At 60.1% G+C, this 16,870-nt stretch carries 19 protein-coding genes; 4 read left to right on the top strand and 15 right to left on the bottom strand.

Features of this window, described 5'->3' with window-relative positions; all coding sequences use genetic code 11:
- Window positions 1–14: 14 nt before the first annotated feature.
- From O4H53_RS02105 to O4H53_RS02095, 3 genes are all read left to right on the top strand, one after another.
- Complete coding sequence (locus tag O4H53_RS02105) at window positions 15–1,052, top strand: TRAP transporter substrate-binding protein (RefSeq protein WP_269361010.1); 1,038 nt, start codon at window positions 15–17, stop codon at window positions 1,050–1,052.
- Window positions 1,053–1,116: 64 nt separating this feature from the next.
- Complete coding sequence (locus O4H53_RS02100; protein WP_269361009.1) at window positions 1,117–1,656, top strand: TRAP transporter small permease; 540 nt, start codon at window positions 1,117–1,119, stop codon at window positions 1,654–1,656.
- 18 nt (window positions 1,657–1,674) lie between these two features.
- Window positions 1,675–2,961 carry a TRAP transporter large permease gene (locus tag O4H53_RS02095; RefSeq protein ID WP_269361008.1) on the top strand — a complete coding sequence of 429 codons (1,287 nt, stop codon included), beginning with the start codon at window positions 1,675–1,677 and terminating at the stop codon, window positions 2,959–2,961.
- A gap of 71 nt (window positions 2,962–3,032) precedes the next feature.
- On the opposite strand, the gene O4H53_RS02090 is transcribed toward O4H53_RS02095, so the two are convergent.
- From O4H53_RS02090 to O4H53_RS02060, 7 genes are all read right to left on the bottom strand, one after another.
- Complete coding sequence (locus tag O4H53_RS02090) at window positions 3,033–4,964, bottom strand: propionyl-CoA synthetase (RefSeq protein WP_269361007.1); 1,932 nt, start codon at window positions 4,962–4,964, stop codon at window positions 3,033–3,035.
- 75 nt (window positions 4,965–5,039) lie between these two features.
- A complete protein-coding gene (locus O4H53_RS02085) occupies window positions 5,040–5,780 on the bottom strand; it encodes a FadR/GntR family transcriptional regulator (protein WP_269361005.1) in 741 nt (246 codons plus the stop codon).
- A 159-nt stretch (window positions 5,781–5,939) separates the two neighbouring features.
- Window positions 5,940–7,526 (bottom strand): gamma-glutamyltransferase, encoded by a 1,587-nt coding sequence (gene ggt, locus O4H53_RS02080; protein WP_269361004.1) that lies wholly within the window; start codon window positions 7,524–7,526, stop codon window positions 5,940–5,942.
- Between the two features lie 15 nt (window positions 7,527–7,541).
- Window positions 7,542–8,291 (bottom strand): GntR family transcriptional regulator, encoded by a 750-nt coding sequence (locus O4H53_RS02075; RefSeq protein WP_269361002.1) that lies wholly within the window; start codon window positions 8,289–8,291, stop codon window positions 7,542–7,544.
- Window positions 8,288–9,010 carry an ABC transporter permease gene (locus O4H53_RS02070; RefSeq protein ID WP_269361000.1) on the bottom strand — a complete coding sequence of 241 codons (723 nt, stop codon included), beginning with the start codon at window positions 9,008–9,010 and terminating at the stop codon, window positions 8,288–8,290. The genes O4H53_RS02075 and O4H53_RS02070 overlap by 4 nt, the downstream gene beginning before the upstream one ends.
- On the bottom strand, window positions 9,010–9,705 hold the full coding sequence (locus O4H53_RS02065) for an ABC transporter permease (protein WP_269360998.1): 696 nt from the start codon (window positions 9,703–9,705) through the stop codon (window positions 9,010–9,012). Before O4H53_RS02065 ends, O4H53_RS02070 begins: the two co-directional genes overlap by 1 nt.
- A 62-nt stretch (window positions 9,706–9,767) precedes the next feature.
- On the bottom strand, window positions 9,768–10,553 hold the full coding sequence (locus O4H53_RS02060) for an ABC transporter substrate-binding protein (RefSeq protein WP_269360996.1): 786 nt from the start codon (window positions 10,551–10,553) through the stop codon (window positions 9,768–9,770).
- A 461-nt stretch (window positions 10,554–11,014) separates the two neighbouring features.
- On the opposite strand from O4H53_RS02060, the gene O4H53_RS02055 reads away from it, so the two are divergent.
- Entirely contained in the window at window positions 11,015–12,286 is a 1,272-nt protein-coding gene (locus O4H53_RS02055) for a serine hydrolase domain-containing protein (protein ID WP_269360995.1), read from the top strand.
- A gap of 146 nt (window positions 12,287–12,432) precedes the next feature.
- On the opposite strand, the gene O4H53_RS02050 is transcribed toward O4H53_RS02055, so the two are convergent.
- The 8 genes from O4H53_RS02050 to O4H53_RS02015 form a co-directional block, all read right to left on the bottom strand.
- The gene (locus tag O4H53_RS02050; protein ID WP_269360993.1) at window positions 12,433–12,747 is read right to left on the bottom strand and encodes an NIPSNAP family protein; all 315 of its coding nucleotides are present in this window, start codon (window positions 12,745–12,747) and stop codon (window positions 12,433–12,435) included.
- Window positions 12,748–12,776: 29 nt separating this feature from the next.
- Window positions 12,777–13,214, bottom strand: a complete 438-nt coding sequence (locus O4H53_RS02045) for a nitrile hydratase accessory protein (RefSeq protein ID WP_269360992.1) — start codon at window positions 13,212–13,214, stop codon at window positions 12,777–12,779.
- The gene (gene nthA / locus O4H53_RS02040) at window positions 13,207–13,878 is read right to left on the bottom strand and encodes a nitrile hydratase subunit alpha (protein WP_269360990.1); all 672 of its coding nucleotides are present in this window, start codon (window positions 13,876–13,878) and stop codon (window positions 13,207–13,209) included. Before nthA ends, O4H53_RS02045 begins: the two co-directional genes overlap by 8 nt.
- Before the next feature lie 62 nt (window positions 13,879–13,940).
- The gene (gene nthB / locus O4H53_RS02035) at window positions 13,941–14,600 is read right to left on the bottom strand and encodes a nitrile hydratase subunit beta (RefSeq protein WP_269360988.1); all 660 of its coding nucleotides are present in this window, start codon (window positions 14,598–14,600) and stop codon (window positions 13,941–13,943) included.
- On the bottom strand, window positions 14,597–16,009 hold the full coding sequence (locus O4H53_RS02030) for an amidase (RefSeq protein WP_269360986.1): 1,413 nt from the start codon (window positions 16,007–16,009) through the stop codon (window positions 14,597–14,599). The genes nthB and O4H53_RS02030 overlap by 4 nt, the downstream gene beginning before the upstream one ends.
- On the bottom strand, window positions 16,006–16,224 hold the full coding sequence (locus tag O4H53_RS02025; protein ID WP_269360984.1) for a hypothetical protein: 219 nt from the start codon (window positions 16,222–16,224) through the stop codon (window positions 16,006–16,008). Before O4H53_RS02025 ends, O4H53_RS02030 begins: the two co-directional genes overlap by 4 nt.
- A 2-nt stretch (window positions 16,225–16,226) precedes the next feature.
- Window positions 16,227–16,583 (bottom strand): EthD domain-containing protein, encoded by a 357-nt coding sequence (locus O4H53_RS02020; RefSeq protein ID WP_269360982.1) that lies wholly within the window; start codon window positions 16,581–16,583, stop codon window positions 16,227–16,229.
- The gene (locus O4H53_RS02015; protein WP_269360980.1) at window positions 16,580–16,858 is read right to left on the bottom strand and encodes a hypothetical protein; all 279 of its coding nucleotides are present in this window, start codon (window positions 16,856–16,858) and stop codon (window positions 16,580–16,582) included. The genes O4H53_RS02020 and O4H53_RS02015 overlap by 4 nt, the downstream gene beginning before the upstream one ends.
- Window positions 16,859–16,870: the final 12 nt, after the last annotated feature.

Raw genomic sequence — 16,870 nt, 5'->3', positions numbered from 1 at the left:
AGAGGAGAAACACTGTGAAGATCAGACATGAAAATCTACTGAGAGGGCTGGCTGTAAGCACTTGCGCCGCCATGACTGCATCCATGGCTTTTGCAGCCGATTACACGATGAAATTCTCGATCAGCGATACTGAAATCGCGGAAGAGCATTTCACCCACACGCCGCTTCGCGCCTTTGAAAAGGAGATCGAGGAAAAGAGCGGAGGCCGCATTGAAGTACAAGTGTACTGGAGCGGTCAGCTGGGCAAGACCGACAGCGTGGTCAACATGGTGGCAAACGGACTTGTCGAGGCCATCATGGGGGCCGATGGTTTTGCATCGCCCTATGACCAGAATATCCAGGTGCTTGGTATCCCTTATCTCTTCAATGACAGGGCCGCGGCATATGAAGTTCTGGATGGTGAATGCGGACAGATGTTGTCCGACAGTCTGGCTGCCAAAAGCGGATTGCGCGCGGCGGTCTGGCACGAAAACGGCGGGTATCGGAACTATTCGGCGAACACTGCGCTGACCTCGGTCGAGGATCTCAAGGGATTGAAGATCCGCACCATGAACAACCCGGTTCACATGGAAATCGTGAACGCGCTTGGTGCCTCGCCTACCCCGATTCCCTGGCAGGACCTTTATACAGCGTTGCAAACGGGTGTCGTGGACGGTCAGGAAAACTCGCTTGCAATCTTTCGCATTCCAAAGCTGGAAGAGGTGCAAAAGCACATCATCATGGATGGCCACGTGTATTCTCCCGGTGCCTTGTACTTCAGCCAGTCCTGGTGGGACTCGCTGCCCGAGGACCTGCAGGAGATCGTGCAAACCGCCTCGGAGAATTTCCGTGACATGAACCGGGAGATCTCGACCAAGGCCGAAGAGTCTGACCGCGCTTATCTGGAGGCGCAGGGTGTCTCTATCTATGATCCCACGCCCGAGCAAAAGCAGCAGTTCCGCGACCTGACCCAGGCTCCGGCAATGGAGTACATCAAGGACAACGTCGACGCCGAAATACTGTCGTGCTTCCTGGAGGCTGCAGAGGTCGCCAACGCCAAGTCGGGTTCATAGGCACCACCGCCGGGCTGCCCTGACAACAGGGTGGCCCGCCACTTATCATTTGGGAGGAGATCTGATGGCCAAGGCGTTGCTGGTGTTTTGCCGCGCAATTTCATGGGTTCAGCTATTGCTGTTGCTGACCATGCTGGGCGTCATGGCGAGCCTTGTGTTCACACGTTACGTGTTCGCTTATTCGCCACCATGGTCAGAAGAGCTTACCCGGTTTGCGATGATCTGGCTGGTCATGTTGGGCGGTGCTGTCCTGGCCTTGTTCGACGATCACATCACCCTGTTCGTCTTTGTCGAATTGATGGGCCCGCGTGTCAGGGCCGCCCGAAACATCCTGGTGCGCCTGATCATGATCGCGACCAGCGGCGTCGTTGCCTACAAGGGCATCAAGTTCGCGGATGGCATGAGTGGTGTCATCGCCTGGGGTCTGAACATTAACATGACCATCCCCACCTATTCGGTGACGGTCGGGTTTGGGCTCATCTTGATTTTCAACCTGATCTTGCTGATCGACGATGTCGCCGCGCTGTTTGGAAAAAGAGCACAGCTGGTTCCGCGTCAGGATCAAGTCATGGACGGTTCGTTCCGCCCGCAAGATGATCTCTGATTTGAAGGAATTCCAGAAGTGACCATTGGCATCGTCCTTATCGTTCTTTTCGGAATGATCCTCATCGGAGTACCGATTTCCTTTGCCATGCTGGCGACAACCGGACTCTATTTTCTGACCAGCCCGACACCGTTTTTCATCGAGCTTTTGCCTGCCAAGATCTTCGAGGGTCTGGACAACATCATTCTGATCGCGATCCCGTTCTTCCTGCTGGCTGGCGAGTTGATGAGCAGATCCGGCATGGCAGACCGGTTGATGCATTTCTCCAACCTCGTGATTGGCCGCGTGCGGGGCGGATTTGCCTATGTGAACGTGATGGCGAGCCTGTTGTTTTCAGGTCTGACGGGTGTCGCCGTGGGCGACATTGCAGCACTTGGCAAGATCGAGGTGCTGGCCATGGAGAAAGCGGGCTATCCGCGTCATTTCGCTGCTGCCGTCACCGTCGCCTCGTCTCTGGTTGGTCCGATTATTCCGCCGAGCGGCGTGATTATCCTGTACTGCGCGATCATGAATGTTTCGGTCGGGGGGATGTTTCTTGCCGCTCTGGTTCCGGGCGTCATCCTGGCTCTGGCCGACATGCTTGTGATCGCGTTCCAGGCCAAGAAGAGGAACTTCCCGCTTTCGGATGTCGACCGGTCGCTGCCTGCTTTCGTCAAGGGGACACGCGACGCGGCACTGGCGCTCCTGATGCCCGCCTTCCTGATCGGCGGCATCGTGGGTGGGGTGACAACCCCGACAGAGGCGGCCGCGGCATCCGTCGTCTACGCCCTGATTGTATCGGTTCTGATCTATCGGGCGCTTTCAGTGAAGGAAGTCGGAAAGATCTTCATGAACACCACCTTCGAGGCCGCGCGGCTTTTGTTCATGATCGCGGGCGCCTTGTCGATGACGTGGATTTTCGCGCTTGAGGATCTGGCGGGGCAGGTGGCCTTCATCTTTGATTTTGCCAAGGGATCCCCCTTGTTGCTGATCCTTTTGATCAACTGCCTGTTCATCCTCCTTGGCATGTTCATGGATGCTGCGCTTGCGTTGATCCTGTTCGGGCCAATCGTGGCGCCCTTGGCCTACAGCGTCGGAGTGGACCCCCTGCAACTGGGGATCATGCTGATCATCAATGTCACTGTTGGACTTGCCACGCCGCCGATAGGTTACGTGCTGTTCGCGATGTGCAGCGTTGTCAGGCTGAATTTCAGCAAGCTGGTGGCAGAGCTCATTCCATTCCTGATGATCAAGGCCGTTCTGTTGATCATCATCGGTCTTGTGCCTGCGCTCACGACCTGGGTGCCGGGTTTGTTCGGGTTCTGAGAATGACGAAGGGACCATCCGGCACGCGCACCGTGCCGCGTTGAACCCGGCTTGCACCGCCGGGCAGAAGCCTATGACGAGATCGCCGCATCCGGTTCCGAGGCCTCTTGCAGGCGCGGATAGCCAAGCGAGGCCAGGGCGGCAGTCACCTCGTCCAGGATCGCAGGATCGTCGATTGTTGCGGGCACCTTGAACGGCTGGCCATCGGCAATCTTTACCATCGTGGCGCGCAGGATCTTTCCCGAACGGGTCTTTGGCAGCCGGTCCACTGGTGTGGCCTGCCGGAACGCGGCCACCGGACCGATCCTGTCACGCACCATCTGAACCAGTTCTGAAACGACTTCCGACGGGTCGCGGGACACGCCCTCGTTCACACAGTAGAGCGCGACGGGGATCTGGCCCTTCAAAGCATCCGCAGCGCCGATCACGGCGCATTCTGCCACATCAGGGTGATCGGCGATGACTTCTTCGATCGCGCCGGTGGACAGTCGGTGCCCCGCAACATTGATGACGTCATCGGTGCGGGCCATGATGTAAAGGTATCCATCGTCGTCGATCATGCCGGCATCGCCGGTTTCATAATAGCCGGGGAAACTCTCCAAATAAGACTTTTCGAACCGCTCATGTGCGTTCCATACGGTCGTGAAGCAGCTCGGGGGCAGGGGCAGCTTGATGGCGATGGCACCCAGAGATCCCGGCGGCAGGATTTGTCCGGCCTCGTCCAGAATTTCGATTTCATATCCCGGCATGGGGACCGTCGGCGAGCCGGGCTTGATCGGCAAGAGTTCGATCCCGGCCGGGTTGGCGGCAATGCTCCAGCTGGTTTCAGTCTGCCACCAATGGTCGATTACCGGCTTGCCGGTCTTTTCCTCGGCCCATTCGACAGTCGCCGGGTCCGCGCGTTCACCGGCGAGAAACACCAGTTCAAGCGCGCTCAGATCGTAATCCTTCAGCAGCTCGCCCCTGGGGTCGGCGCGTTTGACCGCGCGAAATGCGGTTGGTGCCGTGAAGAAACTCTTTACCTTATGTTCGGAGATCACCCGCCAGAATGCACCGGCGTCAGGTGTGCCGATGGGCTTGCCTTCATAGAGGATCGTGGTGCTGCCGTTGATCAGCGGCCCGTAGCAGATATAACTGTGTCCGACCACCCAACCGACATCCGACGCAGCCCAGAACACATCACCGGGTTGCACGTTGTAGATGTTTCGCATCGACCAGGACAATGCGACCAGCTGGCCGCCGGTCGGACGTACCACACCTTTGGGGTTCCCTGTCGTTCCCGAGGTGTAAAGAATGTAAGCCGGATGTGTGCCTTCGACCGGAACGCAGGCTGCGGGTTCGGCATCTTTCTGAGCATCGAACCAATCGAAATCACGTCCTTCGACCAATGTTGCGCGTTCCTGCTCGCGCTGAAGAATGAGACAGAATTCAGGTTTGCAATCGGCAAGTTCGATGGCCTGATCGAGCAGCGGTTTGTAGTGGACGACATGGGTCGGCTCGATTCCGCAGGACGCCGCGAGAACTGCCTTTGGCGTGCAGTCGTCCAGTCTCGTGGCAAGTTCGTTTGCAGCAAAGCCGCCGAACACGACAGAATGAATCGCGCCGATCCTTGCACAGGCCAGCATGGCGACCAGTGCTTCGGGGACCATGGGCATGTAAATGACGACGCGGTCTCCCTTGGTGATCCCCCTTTCCGCCAGGGCACCTGCAAGCCGCGCGGTCCGGGATTGCAGATCGGCAAAACTGATGTGTTCGATGGTGTTGGTGACCGGGCTGTCATAGATGATTGCGGTCCGGTTGCCGTTGCCCGCTTCGACATGCCGGTCGACGGCGTTCCAGCAGGTGTTGACCGTGGCGTCGGCGAACCATTCGTGGACGCCATCGCTGTTCTTTGACAATCCGGTCTTTGGCGGTTGGATCCAGTCGATGGCTTCGGCCTGGCGCAGCCAGAATGCATTCGGCGCGTTCCGCCAGTCTTCGTAGACTTCTTTGTAGCCGGTCATCTGATTTTCTCCGCAGTACATCCTGCGTTGCCCGTGAGGGTTCCGTATCCGGATGGGTTCCGTTTGCTGTGTTGGTCAGTTGTTCAAATCTTTGGTCGCGGCTGTCAGTCTGCGCCGTGACCGCGACAGATGAATGCGCATCGCGGCAGTCGCCATCACCGGATCACCCGTGACGATGGCTTCGTAGATTGCGTTGTGTTCTTCCAGAACGCGGCCGATCCTGCCCTTGTTCCGGTCCCGCGCCATGTTGAGCGACACGGTCAAGAGCCGCACCGTTTGCTCCTGGATCATGCGCATCGTGTCTATGTAAAAAATGTTACCGGTTGCCGCGGCAATTGATTGGTGAAAGGCCAGATCGCTTTCCGGTGTGATGAAGTCTGAAACCGCCTCGGTCGAAAGGCGGTCAAATGCCGATTTGATCGCGATGAGCTGTTTGTCCGACCTGCGCTGCGCTGCGAGGCCTGCAGCGAGCCCTTCGATCTCGATCCGGTATTCCAGGCATTGCAGGAGCACGTCAATGTCGCCGGGCTGGACAAAGTCAGCCAGCCGCTGAGAGGGGCGGCGTTTGATGTAAGTACCGCTGCCGCGTTTGCGTTCGACAATGCCGTCGGCACCAAGCCGGGACAGGGCGACACGAACAATGGGCCGGGACACACCAAGCATGCGACAATAGTCGTTCTCGGAGGGCATCTTTGCGCCGACTTCCAGGGGTCCGCTGACAATTTGCGACAGTATTTCGTCATAGACATGATCGGCGAGCGGGCTGTTCGAGCCTGCTGCTCCCGCCTGGTCCTTGTCTTCGTCGCTGTCACGCATGCCTTCTCCTCCGCATCCCTCGCCATCGTGGCAATTGAAGCTTGAAGAAGAATTATTACAGATTTTACCAAACGTAAACTTAGTACTTGTTTTATTTGGTAATTTCGGCGCGCAATCCGTTCCTTAGATGGCCGGGTTCATCGAAAGCTTCTTGCGGCTCTAGTAGCCAGCGACACAGCCATCCTTTCTGGGATCGGAGGCGCCGATCAGGGTGCCGCGCGCATGGTCGATCCGGATCGCCTGCGCACCGCCAAGCGGGTCTTCGGCCAGACGCAGGCTGTGGCCCTTGGCTGCAAGGCCGCGCAGCACTTCGGCCGGCACGCTGCGCTCGACCTCGACAACATCGCCCAGGGGAAACACGCGCGGCGCATCCAGCACGCCTTGCAGGTCGCACCCGTGATCGAAGAGGTTCGATATGACGCGGGCCTGGCCCAGCGGCTGATAATCTCCGCCCATGACGCCGAAGGACAGCACCGGCTTGCCCTGTTCTGTTACCATGCCGGGCATGATCGTGTGCATCGGGCGCTTGCCCGGGGCAAGCACGTTGGGATGATCGGGATCGAGAGAGAAGGAATGGCCGCGGTTCTGGAACAGAACGCCGGTCTCTGGGCAGAGAATACCGCTGCCGAAACTGTCGAAGATCGAGTTGATGAAGCTGACCGCATTCATGTCGCGATCCACTACGGTCATATAGACGGTGTCCGAAGTCCTGAGGCCAAGCGGGCCGATGTCGGTCATGGCGCGGTCGGGCATGATCCGCGCGCGCAATTCATCCGCCCAAGGCTTGGACAGGATCTGCTCGACCGTTATCTTCATGTCACCCAATTCGGTGATGTGCCGGTCGCGCATGGCATAGGCCAGACGCGCGGTCTCGATCTCCAGATGCAGCGCCTCGGCGCTGCCGGGGGTAAGTGCGGACAGGTCGAACCCTTCCATCAGGTTCAGCATCATCAGCGCGGTCAGGCCCTGATTGTTGGGCGGCACCTGATGCACATTCCGTCCCCGGTAATCGGTCGATATCGGCCTGACAAAGTCGCCCGCGACCCCGGCGAAATCCGTGGCAGTATGAATGCCGCCCTGCGCCTGCAACGTGCGCACCATCGCCTCGGCCACAGGCCCTTCGTAAAAACCGCGCGGGCCCTTGGCTGCGATGATCTCCAGCGTCTCGGCCAGATGTTCCTGGCGGTGGATCATACCCTCGGCCGGGCTGTCACCATCCGGCAAAAAGAGCGCGCGCGCGGCGTCCCGCTTGGCCAGATGCGCACGGGCTTTGCGCCAGTCACGGGCGACACGGGCATGGACGGGATAGCCGTTTCGGGCATAGCCGATGGCAGGCTGCAGCAAACGGGCCATGTCCAGACGCCCGAACCGGCTGTGCAACCGGAACCAGCCGTCAATCGCGCCGGGCAGCGTGACCGCGTGGATGGAATCCACCGGGATGTCGGTGAAGCCCTGTTCACGCAAACGATCCACCGAAGCAGCCGCAGGGGCGCGACCGGACCCGTTAAAGGCGATCACGCCGCCACCGCCATTTGGCGCGACCAGCGCAAAGCAATCGCCACCGATCCCGGTCATCTGCGGCTCGACCACCGCCATGACAGCCGACCCCGCAATGGCAGCATCCATCGCTGAGCCGCCCTCGCGCAGGACCTGCATGGCGGCTTCGGTCGCCAGAGGATGCGAGGTTGCCACCATGGCCTCCATCGCATGGACAGCCGACCGGCCGGGGAAATGAAAGTCACGCATTGGGGGCTCCGTCGTTTATTTGTCTTTGCGCATCGGGATGCGGCTGCCGCGAGACCGGCGCAGGTCCGCGACCTCGCGGATCATCTGCATGTTGTCGCGCGACGAGCGCACATGCGCCCGCGCCGCGGCCATCGCCCGGGGGGCGTCGCGGTCCAGCATGGCTTCGACGATGGCGCGGTGTTCGGCCACGGCCATGGTCCATTGATCGATCCAGCGCACCTCGACCCAGAGCGCAAGGCGCAACTGGTCGTAGACGCGGCGGGTGATCTCGATCAGCGGGGCATTGTGCGTGGCGGCCAGGATCACCTCATGCACCTCAAGCCCCAGCTCCAGCTCGCGCGCATAGACTTCCGGTGTGCGTTCATGGGCCTGATCCAGCGCATAGATGTCATCCATGACCCGGGCCAAAGCCTGCAATTCTTCGTCGCTTGCCGTTTCTGTCGCAATCTCGGCGGCCATGGCGTCAAGCCCTTCACGCACCACCAGCAAGTCGCAGACCGCGTCCACATCCAGATTGGCCACCGAGTAGCCGCTGTTGGGCTGGCTGACGACAAGCCCTTCGCGTTCCAGACGGTTCAGCGCCTCGCGCAGCGGAGTGCGGCCAATGCCGAACTCCTGGATAAGGCGCGCCTCGGACAGGCGTTCCCCGCGTTGCAGGTTGCCGCTCAGGATCGCGTCCTTGAGGGTCAGAAAGGCTTTTTCCCGCAGAACACCCCGTTTCTTGGGCGAGGTGGCAGGTGCGGAGTGCGGTATTGTTTCACTCATCTGATGTTCCCTGCGAGCTTGGGTTTGTTGACGGCGGCGGGTCGGATCAGATGCGCGCCAAGCCTTTTTTCGATCCGTCCGGCCAGGAAGATGAACCCGTATACCAGAATAAGGTAGAGCAGTGCCGCAAGGCCAAAGGCTTCGAAAAAGGTAAAGTCGCGCGCGCCCACGGTGCGCGCCACACCGGTGATATCCATGATCGTGATGATCGAGACAAGAGATGTGGCCTGGATCTGGTAGACCACTTCGTTCGTGTAAGCAGGCCAGCCGATGCGGATGGCGCGGGGCAGGATCACCAAGCGCAACAGCAGATACCGGTTCAGGCCAAGCGCCTTGGCCGCCTCGATTTCTCCTTTCGGGATCGCCTGGATCGCGCCACGCAGGATTTCGGAGCTGTAAGCGGCGGTGTTCAATGTCAGCGACAGCAGGGCGCAGAACCACGGATCGCGGAAGAAGGTCCAAAGGCCCAGAGCGCCCAGTTCATGGCGGAACTGCCCGCTGCCGTAGTAGATCAGGAAAATCTGGGCCAGCAGCGGTGTGCCCCGGAAGAAAAAGACATAGCCCGTGGCGGCGCTGCTCAGCACGCGTTTGCGCGACAGCCGCGCAAGTGCGATCGGCAGCGCCATGAGCAGACCACAAGAGCAGCTGAACAGGGCCAGCTGGATGGTCATCCACGCCCCTTCAAGAAATCGGGGCAGGTTCGCAAGGATGAAATCCATCAGCTTCTGGCCTCGGTCGTGCCGCGCGCAGCCCAGCGTTCAAGCCGCGCTTGACCCAGCATCGAAATGGCGGTGATCGCAAGATACAGAAGGCAGGCCGCGAAAAAGAAGGTGAAGGGCTGCCGCGTGGACCGTGCCGCGATGTCGGCATTGCGCATGAGTTCGGGCAGCTGGATGATGGAAATCAGGGCTGTGGCCTTGACCAGCACCATCCAGACATTGCCGAGGCCGGGCAGCGCATAGCGCATCATCTGCGGCAGTTCGACCTTGCGGAAGGTGATCACCGGGTTCAGCCCCAGCGCATAGGCGGCCTCGCGCTGCCCCGGTGGCAGGGCCAGATAGGCCGCGCGAAAGACCTCGCAGGCAAAGGCCGCGTAGATCACCGTCAGCGTGCCAATGCCCGCAACAAAGGGGTTGATCGACAGCGACAGGTCGTACCCAGCCTTGGCCGCCGTGTTCTGCACCAGTGTCGGCAGGCCGTAGTAGATCAGCAGCAGCAACACCAGTTCCGGCACACCGCGCACGAAGGTCGTATAGACCTCAATCAGGACCTTTCCTGCACGCGGGGCAAAAAGTTTGCCAAGGGCCGCCAGCAGGCCAAGGGCCAAAGCGCCCAGCATCGACGCAATCGCTACGCCAAGCGTCAGCACCAGGCCATCCAGCAGCAGCCAGCCATATCCCTGAAAATCGGGCATGTGATCCTTTCGGGGGTAAGTTGGGGGTCACGGGGCCGGGCGCCATGCCCGGCCCCCATGGTTCAGCTGCCGTAAACGTCGAGGCCAAACCACTTCTGCGAGATTTCCTGATAGGTACCATTGTCGCGCAGCGCCTTGATCGCCTCGGAAAAGGCGCCAGCGAGGGCCTGATCATCCTGCCGCACTGCAACGCCCGCGCCATAGCCGAAATACTCAGGATTGGTGAATTCCGGGCCACGCAGCTCGAAACCCGCACCCTCCGGCGTGCCAAGGAAGCCGTCCTGCAAGGCAACGACGTCGCCCAGAACCGCATCGACGCGGCCCGAGGCAAGATCGAGATAGGCTTCGTCCATCGTGCCGTAAAGCCGCACTTCGACATCGGGCATTTCAGCGGTCAGGTAGCGTTCAAAGCTGGTTGCGCGCTGGGTGCCGACAATGGCCCCGGACAGGCCGTCAGCCGAGATGTCCAGGTTGCTGTCTGTCGCGACCACGAAACGCGAGGGCACGTTATAATACTTGTCCGAAAAGGAGATGACCTTGCGGCGTTCGTCGGTGATGTAGAGCGAGGCGATGATCGCATCGTATTTCTTGGCCTGCAGGCCGGGGATGATGCCATCCCAGTCTTGCGTGACCCAGGTGCACTCAACCTTCATATGGGCGCACATGGCGTTGCCGAGATCAATCTCGAACCCGGCCACATTGCCGTCGGATTCGGTAAAGTTGAATGGGGGATAGGCGCCTTCTGTGCCGATCACCAGCGCTTCGGGCAGGTCCTGTGCGACGGCGGAAAATGCGAATGTCAAAGCGGTGATGGCACCCGACAGCGCCGAAGCAAATGAAGTCTTCATGGTGTTACTCCCTGTTTTTGATTGCGCGTGTTGGGCGCGCTTGGGGAAACTTGGATACAAAATAGTATACAATCAAGAATATTATTTAGAATCCCCGAAGTTTCCGCGAGTCCGGCAAGCGTTTTTCCTGCCTGTGCCGCATTTTTGATCATGAATTTTCTAGGGCTTTGGCCCCGCGACGGCTTTGGCGCTCTTGCGCGGCGGGATCAGCCCATGGGCGTCTCGGGCGCGTCACCGACAACTTTGCCGCACAGGAGTGCCGCTACGTCACTTGGCCACAGGCTGCAGCAGCGATTGCCTGAAGTTCGCTACGTATGGCACCAATTTGAGGGTAAGGATGGCCTCACCATAATGACGAGGCCAACGCATGTCTTTCGGTAGAGGGAGAAATATCGAAAGAGCCGGTGGGCAGAACGGCTACCGCCTGTGCGTTTCGCAGTTTCTAAATGGGAGGAATGAACATGAAGATTTTGAGAACAGGTGTGGTCGCTGTCACACTTGCCCTAACGGGTGTCACGGCGGGCTGGGCCGAGAACCTGCCGCGCGGCGACGCTGCGGCGCTGGGTCTGGACCCTGCGCGCGTGGCCCGGATGGACGCCACATTCGGTGCGATGGTGGACAAGGGGATGACACCCGGCGCCGTCATCATGTTGATCCGCGACGGCCAGATCGCCCATCTGTCGACCATGGGCAAGATCACCCCAGATGGCGCGCCGATGACAGAGGATGCGATCTTTCGCATCTACTCGATGACCAAACCGATCACCACCGTCGCCGCGATGATGCTGGTGGAGGAAGGCCGCCTGATGCTTGAGGCGCCGGTGGCCACCTATCTGCCTGCCTTCAAGGACATGACCGTGGTGACCGGCGAGACCGATGCCGAAGGCAAGCCTGTTACCCGTCCGGCCAAGGGTGTGATGACCATCCGTGACCTGATGCGGCACACGTCCGGGCTGACCTACGGGTTCTTCGGCGCGGGTCCGGCGCGCGATGCCTATAACGCCGCCGATGTCTGGTCGTCCGAGAACACCGGCATCGAACAGGCCAACCTGTTGGCCAGCCTGCCGCTGGAGCATGACCCGGGAACCACATGGGAATATTCGCGCTCGACCGACGTGCTGGGGGCCGTGATCGAAGTCGTCTCGGGCCAGAGCCTGGAAGAGTTCATGACCGCGCGGATCTTTGAACCGCTGGGCATGACCGACACCGCGTTCTACGTGGACGACGAGGCGGATTACCCGCGCATCGCCGAAGCCTTCCCGGATCAGGCGCAACTGGGTGCCGGGGACATATTCGATCCGCGCGTGCGCAAGCCCAATCAGTCGGGCGGCGGCGGGCTCATGTCCACCGTGCATGACTATGCCAAGTTCGCGCAGATGATGCTGAACGGGGGCGAGTTGAACGGCACGCGCCTGCTGTCGCCGAAAAGCGTGCAACTGATGACTTCGAACCAGCTTGAGGGCATCGTGCCCGGCAAGTACTACCTGCCCGGCCCCGGCTACGGCTTTGGTCTGGGATATGGTGTGCGTCTGGCCGACGGCAACGCACCCTCCCTTGGCAGCAAGGGCGATTACAACTGGGGCGGCGCCGCCGGCACCGGCTATCACGCCGACCCGGCCGAAGACATGATTGCCCTGCTGATGATCCAGTCGCCCGCCAACCGCGGCCCGCTGCGCATCATGTTCAAGACACTGGCATTTTCCACGATCGCCGACAGCCACCTGGACGACTGAGGCAGGCAAGCGTCGCGCATTCGCTTGCGAAGCTGGCGCTGAATATCTGGAGACAAAGACTACCGGGAAGATTCTCGGTAGTCTTTTTATGGGGATGCGCGTCTAATCTGTTGATATTATTTTTTAATCGACTTCACGCCGGGGGTTCAGCGGAGCGCCGAAAAGGATGTCGGTTTCAGTATCTTGTTTTCCTGCGCGCTGAATGTGCCCCGGTTGGCAACAACAAATGTTTGCCAGTCCGGATCCGCCAGCATTGCGGCGCGGCGCGTTTCGCGGTCGGCGATGTCTTCATAAGCCCAGATATGGACAACCTGGTTCTGCGGGCCGATATCCGACGTGAAAGAGCCGATGTAGTTGCCGAGATGGCGCAGTTGCACGGGCAATCCGTCCCTCTCGAAACGCATGAGGTAGTCTTCCATCAGGCCGTGTTTGACGGTGTATGTGCGGTGGTCAAGGATCATGGCGAATTTCCGGTTGTTCGGGTCTCAATTTAACGGTGGTTCTGATGCTGGTGGATTTCGGCGTGGACGGCGCTCTTGTCGAAATCCACCTCCTGCAATTCGATGGGCTGTCCGTGTTTCGTGCGCGCTGCCGCATTATGCCAGGCCTTCCTGTAGCGAAGCTGGTTCTCGCGGGAGGCGAGCGCCTGCATTTCGGCCATCGTCTCCAACGCATCCAGCCAATCCTCGTAATAGGTCTGGCTGGTGTCCGGTTTGCAGGCCTCCCGGCTCTGGCGCCGCTGCGCAGAGAAGACTTCCCCCCATTCCTGCCAGGAGAAAGCGCCGGCTTCGTTCAGCGCCACCGTCATGCTGAAAATCTGTGCCTGCCAGGGTTCGGCAAATGCGACATTGCCCTCGGCTGCCCATGTCCTGGGTTCGGTCCGGTCTGCAGGCGATCCGGCTACCCGCGAAAGATGATCATCAGACATGCCGCACCCCTTTTCCAGCTGCGCGCGCAGCCGATGCATCGGCTGGCGTCAGCGCCTGCCGGACGCCGACCATGGAATCCCGGATGACCAGCTTTTCCAGATCCTGCGCGCTCCAGCCATCGGTGCCCGCAGGACGCATCGGGACAACGATGTACCTCATTTCCGAGGTCGAGTCCCAGACCCGGATCGTCATGTCATCAGGAAGCGTGAGTCCGAATTCCGCCAGGACCTTGCGGGGCTCGATGACGACACGCGCGCGATAGGCAGAGGATTTGTACCAGGAGGGCGGCAGCCCAAGCACCGGCCAAGGATAGCAGGAACACAAGGTGCACACGACGACGTTATGCACCCGAGAAGTGTTGGCCAGGGCAACGATGTGTTCGCCTTGCCGCCCCGTGTATCCCATTGATGCAATAGCCGCTGTGGTGTCGCGCAGCAGCCACTCCATAAAGGAAGGATCCGACCAGGCGCGGGCCACGACTTTCGCGCCGTTGCGTGGACCGACCTGCTCCTCGTAGGTCTGAAGAATTGTTTCAAGCGTCTTCGGGTCGATGTAACCCTTCTCCGTCAAGAGGCTTTCCAGCGCCCGGACACGTGATTCCGTTTCAGTCAGATGCGAATGATCATGATCGTGATCCTGTCCGGTGTGATCATCTTCAGTCATGTTGTTCCCGTTGGTTTGATGAATTGTGGTCGCATTGGCTTGCACAGGCCTGATGGCGGGGCTCAGGCAGGTTCGAGGTAGGGTTCGAAAGCGTCGATGACGACCTCAAGCCCCGCTTCTGCGTTCTTGCCCCAGATTTCCGTGCCGGCGAACCGGACCGCATAAAGCCACTGCGGATTTTCGTCACCGTGACAACTGTCGTCCGGATAGACGTGGCTGCCCTGCACGAGCGTGATCACGCCCTCGCATCCGCGCACATATCGCGGCAGGCGCGTATGGGTTTCGGGATTGATGCGGCGCGCGCGGACACGGTCGCCGACCTTGAAGCGCGGTTCGTTTTCCGTCGGGCGCATGGAGGAGCTGCCCTTTGCCGCCATGACCGCGATTTGTTCCGGTTTCATTGCGCTCAATCCGGACCGGGGCGGCTGGCTGACGACACCGGAAGAAATCTCCTCGGGAGAGGCCAGGTCGTATTTCAGTGCCTGCCGTTCCATTCTGAGCAGGAAGCGGTAAAAGTATCCGCCCGGCGCAAGATAGTCCTCCGGCGCCGTCGTCTCCATCTCCGCCCGGGTCATGTCGATGTTCCACAGACCTAGGCCACCAAGTGCGACGTTCATGGCAAAGACGTGCCGTTCCCAATCGTGGTGAAAGGGCTCGGGTCCGTCTATGTCAGGAATGGCCCCGAAACCGTGCATCCCACCCATGTCGTGAATTCCGTTCATGCGGGCACCCCCTGACCGGGCTGGTATTGGACGTTCGGCAGTCCGATCTTTTGCCAGCCAGTCAACCGTTCGACCGTGTGGGCCACCTGAAGAAGGGTTGCTTCTTCAAACAAGCGACCCACGAGTTGCACCGCCAGCGGCAGGCCGTTTGAATCCAATCCGACCGGGACGCTGATCGCCGGATTGCCCATGACATTCTGCGGGTTCGTCATTGACGGAGTGGCCGGATCAAACGGCGTCGCCTCCTGCGTCAAGGAAGGTGCAGAGCCCGGGGTCGTGGCGCAAAGGATGACATCACAGGTCCGCAAGACGCCGGAGACGGCCTCGGCGAGGAGACGCCGGGCTTTCAATGCGGCGAGGTAATCCGGCGCAGAATAGGCGGGCGCGAGGGCCAGTCGGCGCGCCGACAGCGGCCCGAAGTCCTCGATACGGTCCCGCATCCTTTGTTGGTGGACATGATACCCTTCGATGATCAGCAATGCCCGAACGACGGAACCGAATGAAAGAAGATCCGGCGTGGAGACTTCGAAAACCTCGGCCCCTTCGGATCGCAGAAGGTCCGCCGTTCGCTCAACCGCGGCAAGCGTTTCCGCCGAAGCCGTTTCCAGCAGCGGCACGGCAATGCCAACACGCGTGCCGGCGACCGACCGTTCCAGCCCTTCAAGGTAATTCGGGACGGGTCCGTCATGACAATCAGGATCGCCAGCGTCATGCCCCGCGAGCACCTGAAGGGCAATTGCCGCGTCGGACACGCTGCGCGCCAAGGGGCCGCAGTGGTCAAGCGATGCGGACAGGGGGAAACAGCCACGGCGGGTGACACGGCCAAAAGTCGGTTTCAAGCCAACCGTCCCGCACCATGAGGAGGGCGTGCGGATCGAACCGCCGGTGTCGGTGCCCAGCCCCATTCGGACCAGCCCGGCGGCGATGGCGACAGCCGAGCCGCTGGAGGAACCGCCGGTGTAATGCTCCAGATTCCATGGATTGCGTGCGAGGGGAAACGCGAGGTCCGGATCCGGTCCGTAGAGCGCATATTCAAACGTGGATGTCTTGCCGATCAGGACCGCGCCGCCGGTGGTGAGCCGCTCGATTACACCCGCATCGGCATCTGCAACCGCTTCCAGCCCGAATTTCGACTGGCATGTCGTTGCGACGCCCTTTGCGTCGAACAGATCTTTTGCCGCATATGGGATGCCCTGCATCGGACCAAGATCAATTCCGGATGCAAAGGCGCGGTCCGCAGCCGCCGCCTCAGCCATCGCCCGTTCCGGCAAAAGGGATATGAAGGCATGCAACGTCCCGTTGGTCGCTTCCGCCTGCTCAAGGGTCCATCGGGTCAACTCGGTAGCGGAAAGCGCCTGGCGTCGGAGCAGCCGACCGAGATCGGCAATCGAATGATCCGCGAAGCTCATGTTTCAATCCTGCCGGAAGTGATCGGCTGGTGCAGGTTCAGCGTAGCCGGGCATCTGTTGGCAAGGTCGTGAAGGACAGCCACATTCATGCGCAGCTGGGCGTATTCGACCAGCATCTGTGCCCGCCACTCCGGCTTGATCTCAAGACCTGCGCGGCGCATCAAAGCGTCGAAATCCGCCTCGAAATCGGGGCTGGGTGCGACCGGCTCCTTCATGGTCAGACCTTCTCGACGTCTGTTCTGGGGGCAATGAACTCGCGTTCGCGCAGGATCAGCGTGCGGGAGCGTCCGACGAATTTTGCACCATCCGCCAGCAGCGCCTTGCCTTCCGGAGATTCCCTGGCTTCCCGCATGCTTTCGATACTGTCGTACCAGACCTCTGCGACGCCATCGACTGGCAGACTGATCTCCTCGACGTCCTGGCGAATGACCTGATCGAGATATTCGGACTGGACGTAGCGCCGGATCTGCTTCACGTCGCGCGCGATCGGACCATGCACTTCCTGCCAGTACTTTACAAACGCGTCGTGAGTCCAATCTTCGCGTCGAACGAGTAAGGTCAGTGTCTTTATCATTTGCCCTGTTCCTGCTGGAGCCCGGGGCCAAGAGGGATCAAACCCCTCAACGCCACAAGGCCCGTTTGCTGTGATTGCAACGCGGAAAAACGCTCGCACGCCAATCCGCTGACAGTTGCAGTTTTGAAGCTCGGGCCCGGCGCGTCAAATTTGCGTACAGCATATCCGTCATCACCCGACGTGATATCACACATTACGGCTGTGAAATTGCCAGCCCCTGCCAAAACTGTAGATTTGCCCGGGAAAGCGTCGTTTGTTCGATCAGCTTGTTTCATGCTCAGACCAAC

Origin of the sequence: Sulfitobacter sp. G21635-S1 (assembly GCF_027213915.1) — a bacterium.
GTDB lineage: Bacteria > Pseudomonadota > Alphaproteobacteria > Rhodobacterales > Rhodobacteraceae > Sulfitobacter.
Note: the sequence above shows the minus strand (reverse complement) of the source record. Positions and strands in the feature narration are given on the sequence as shown.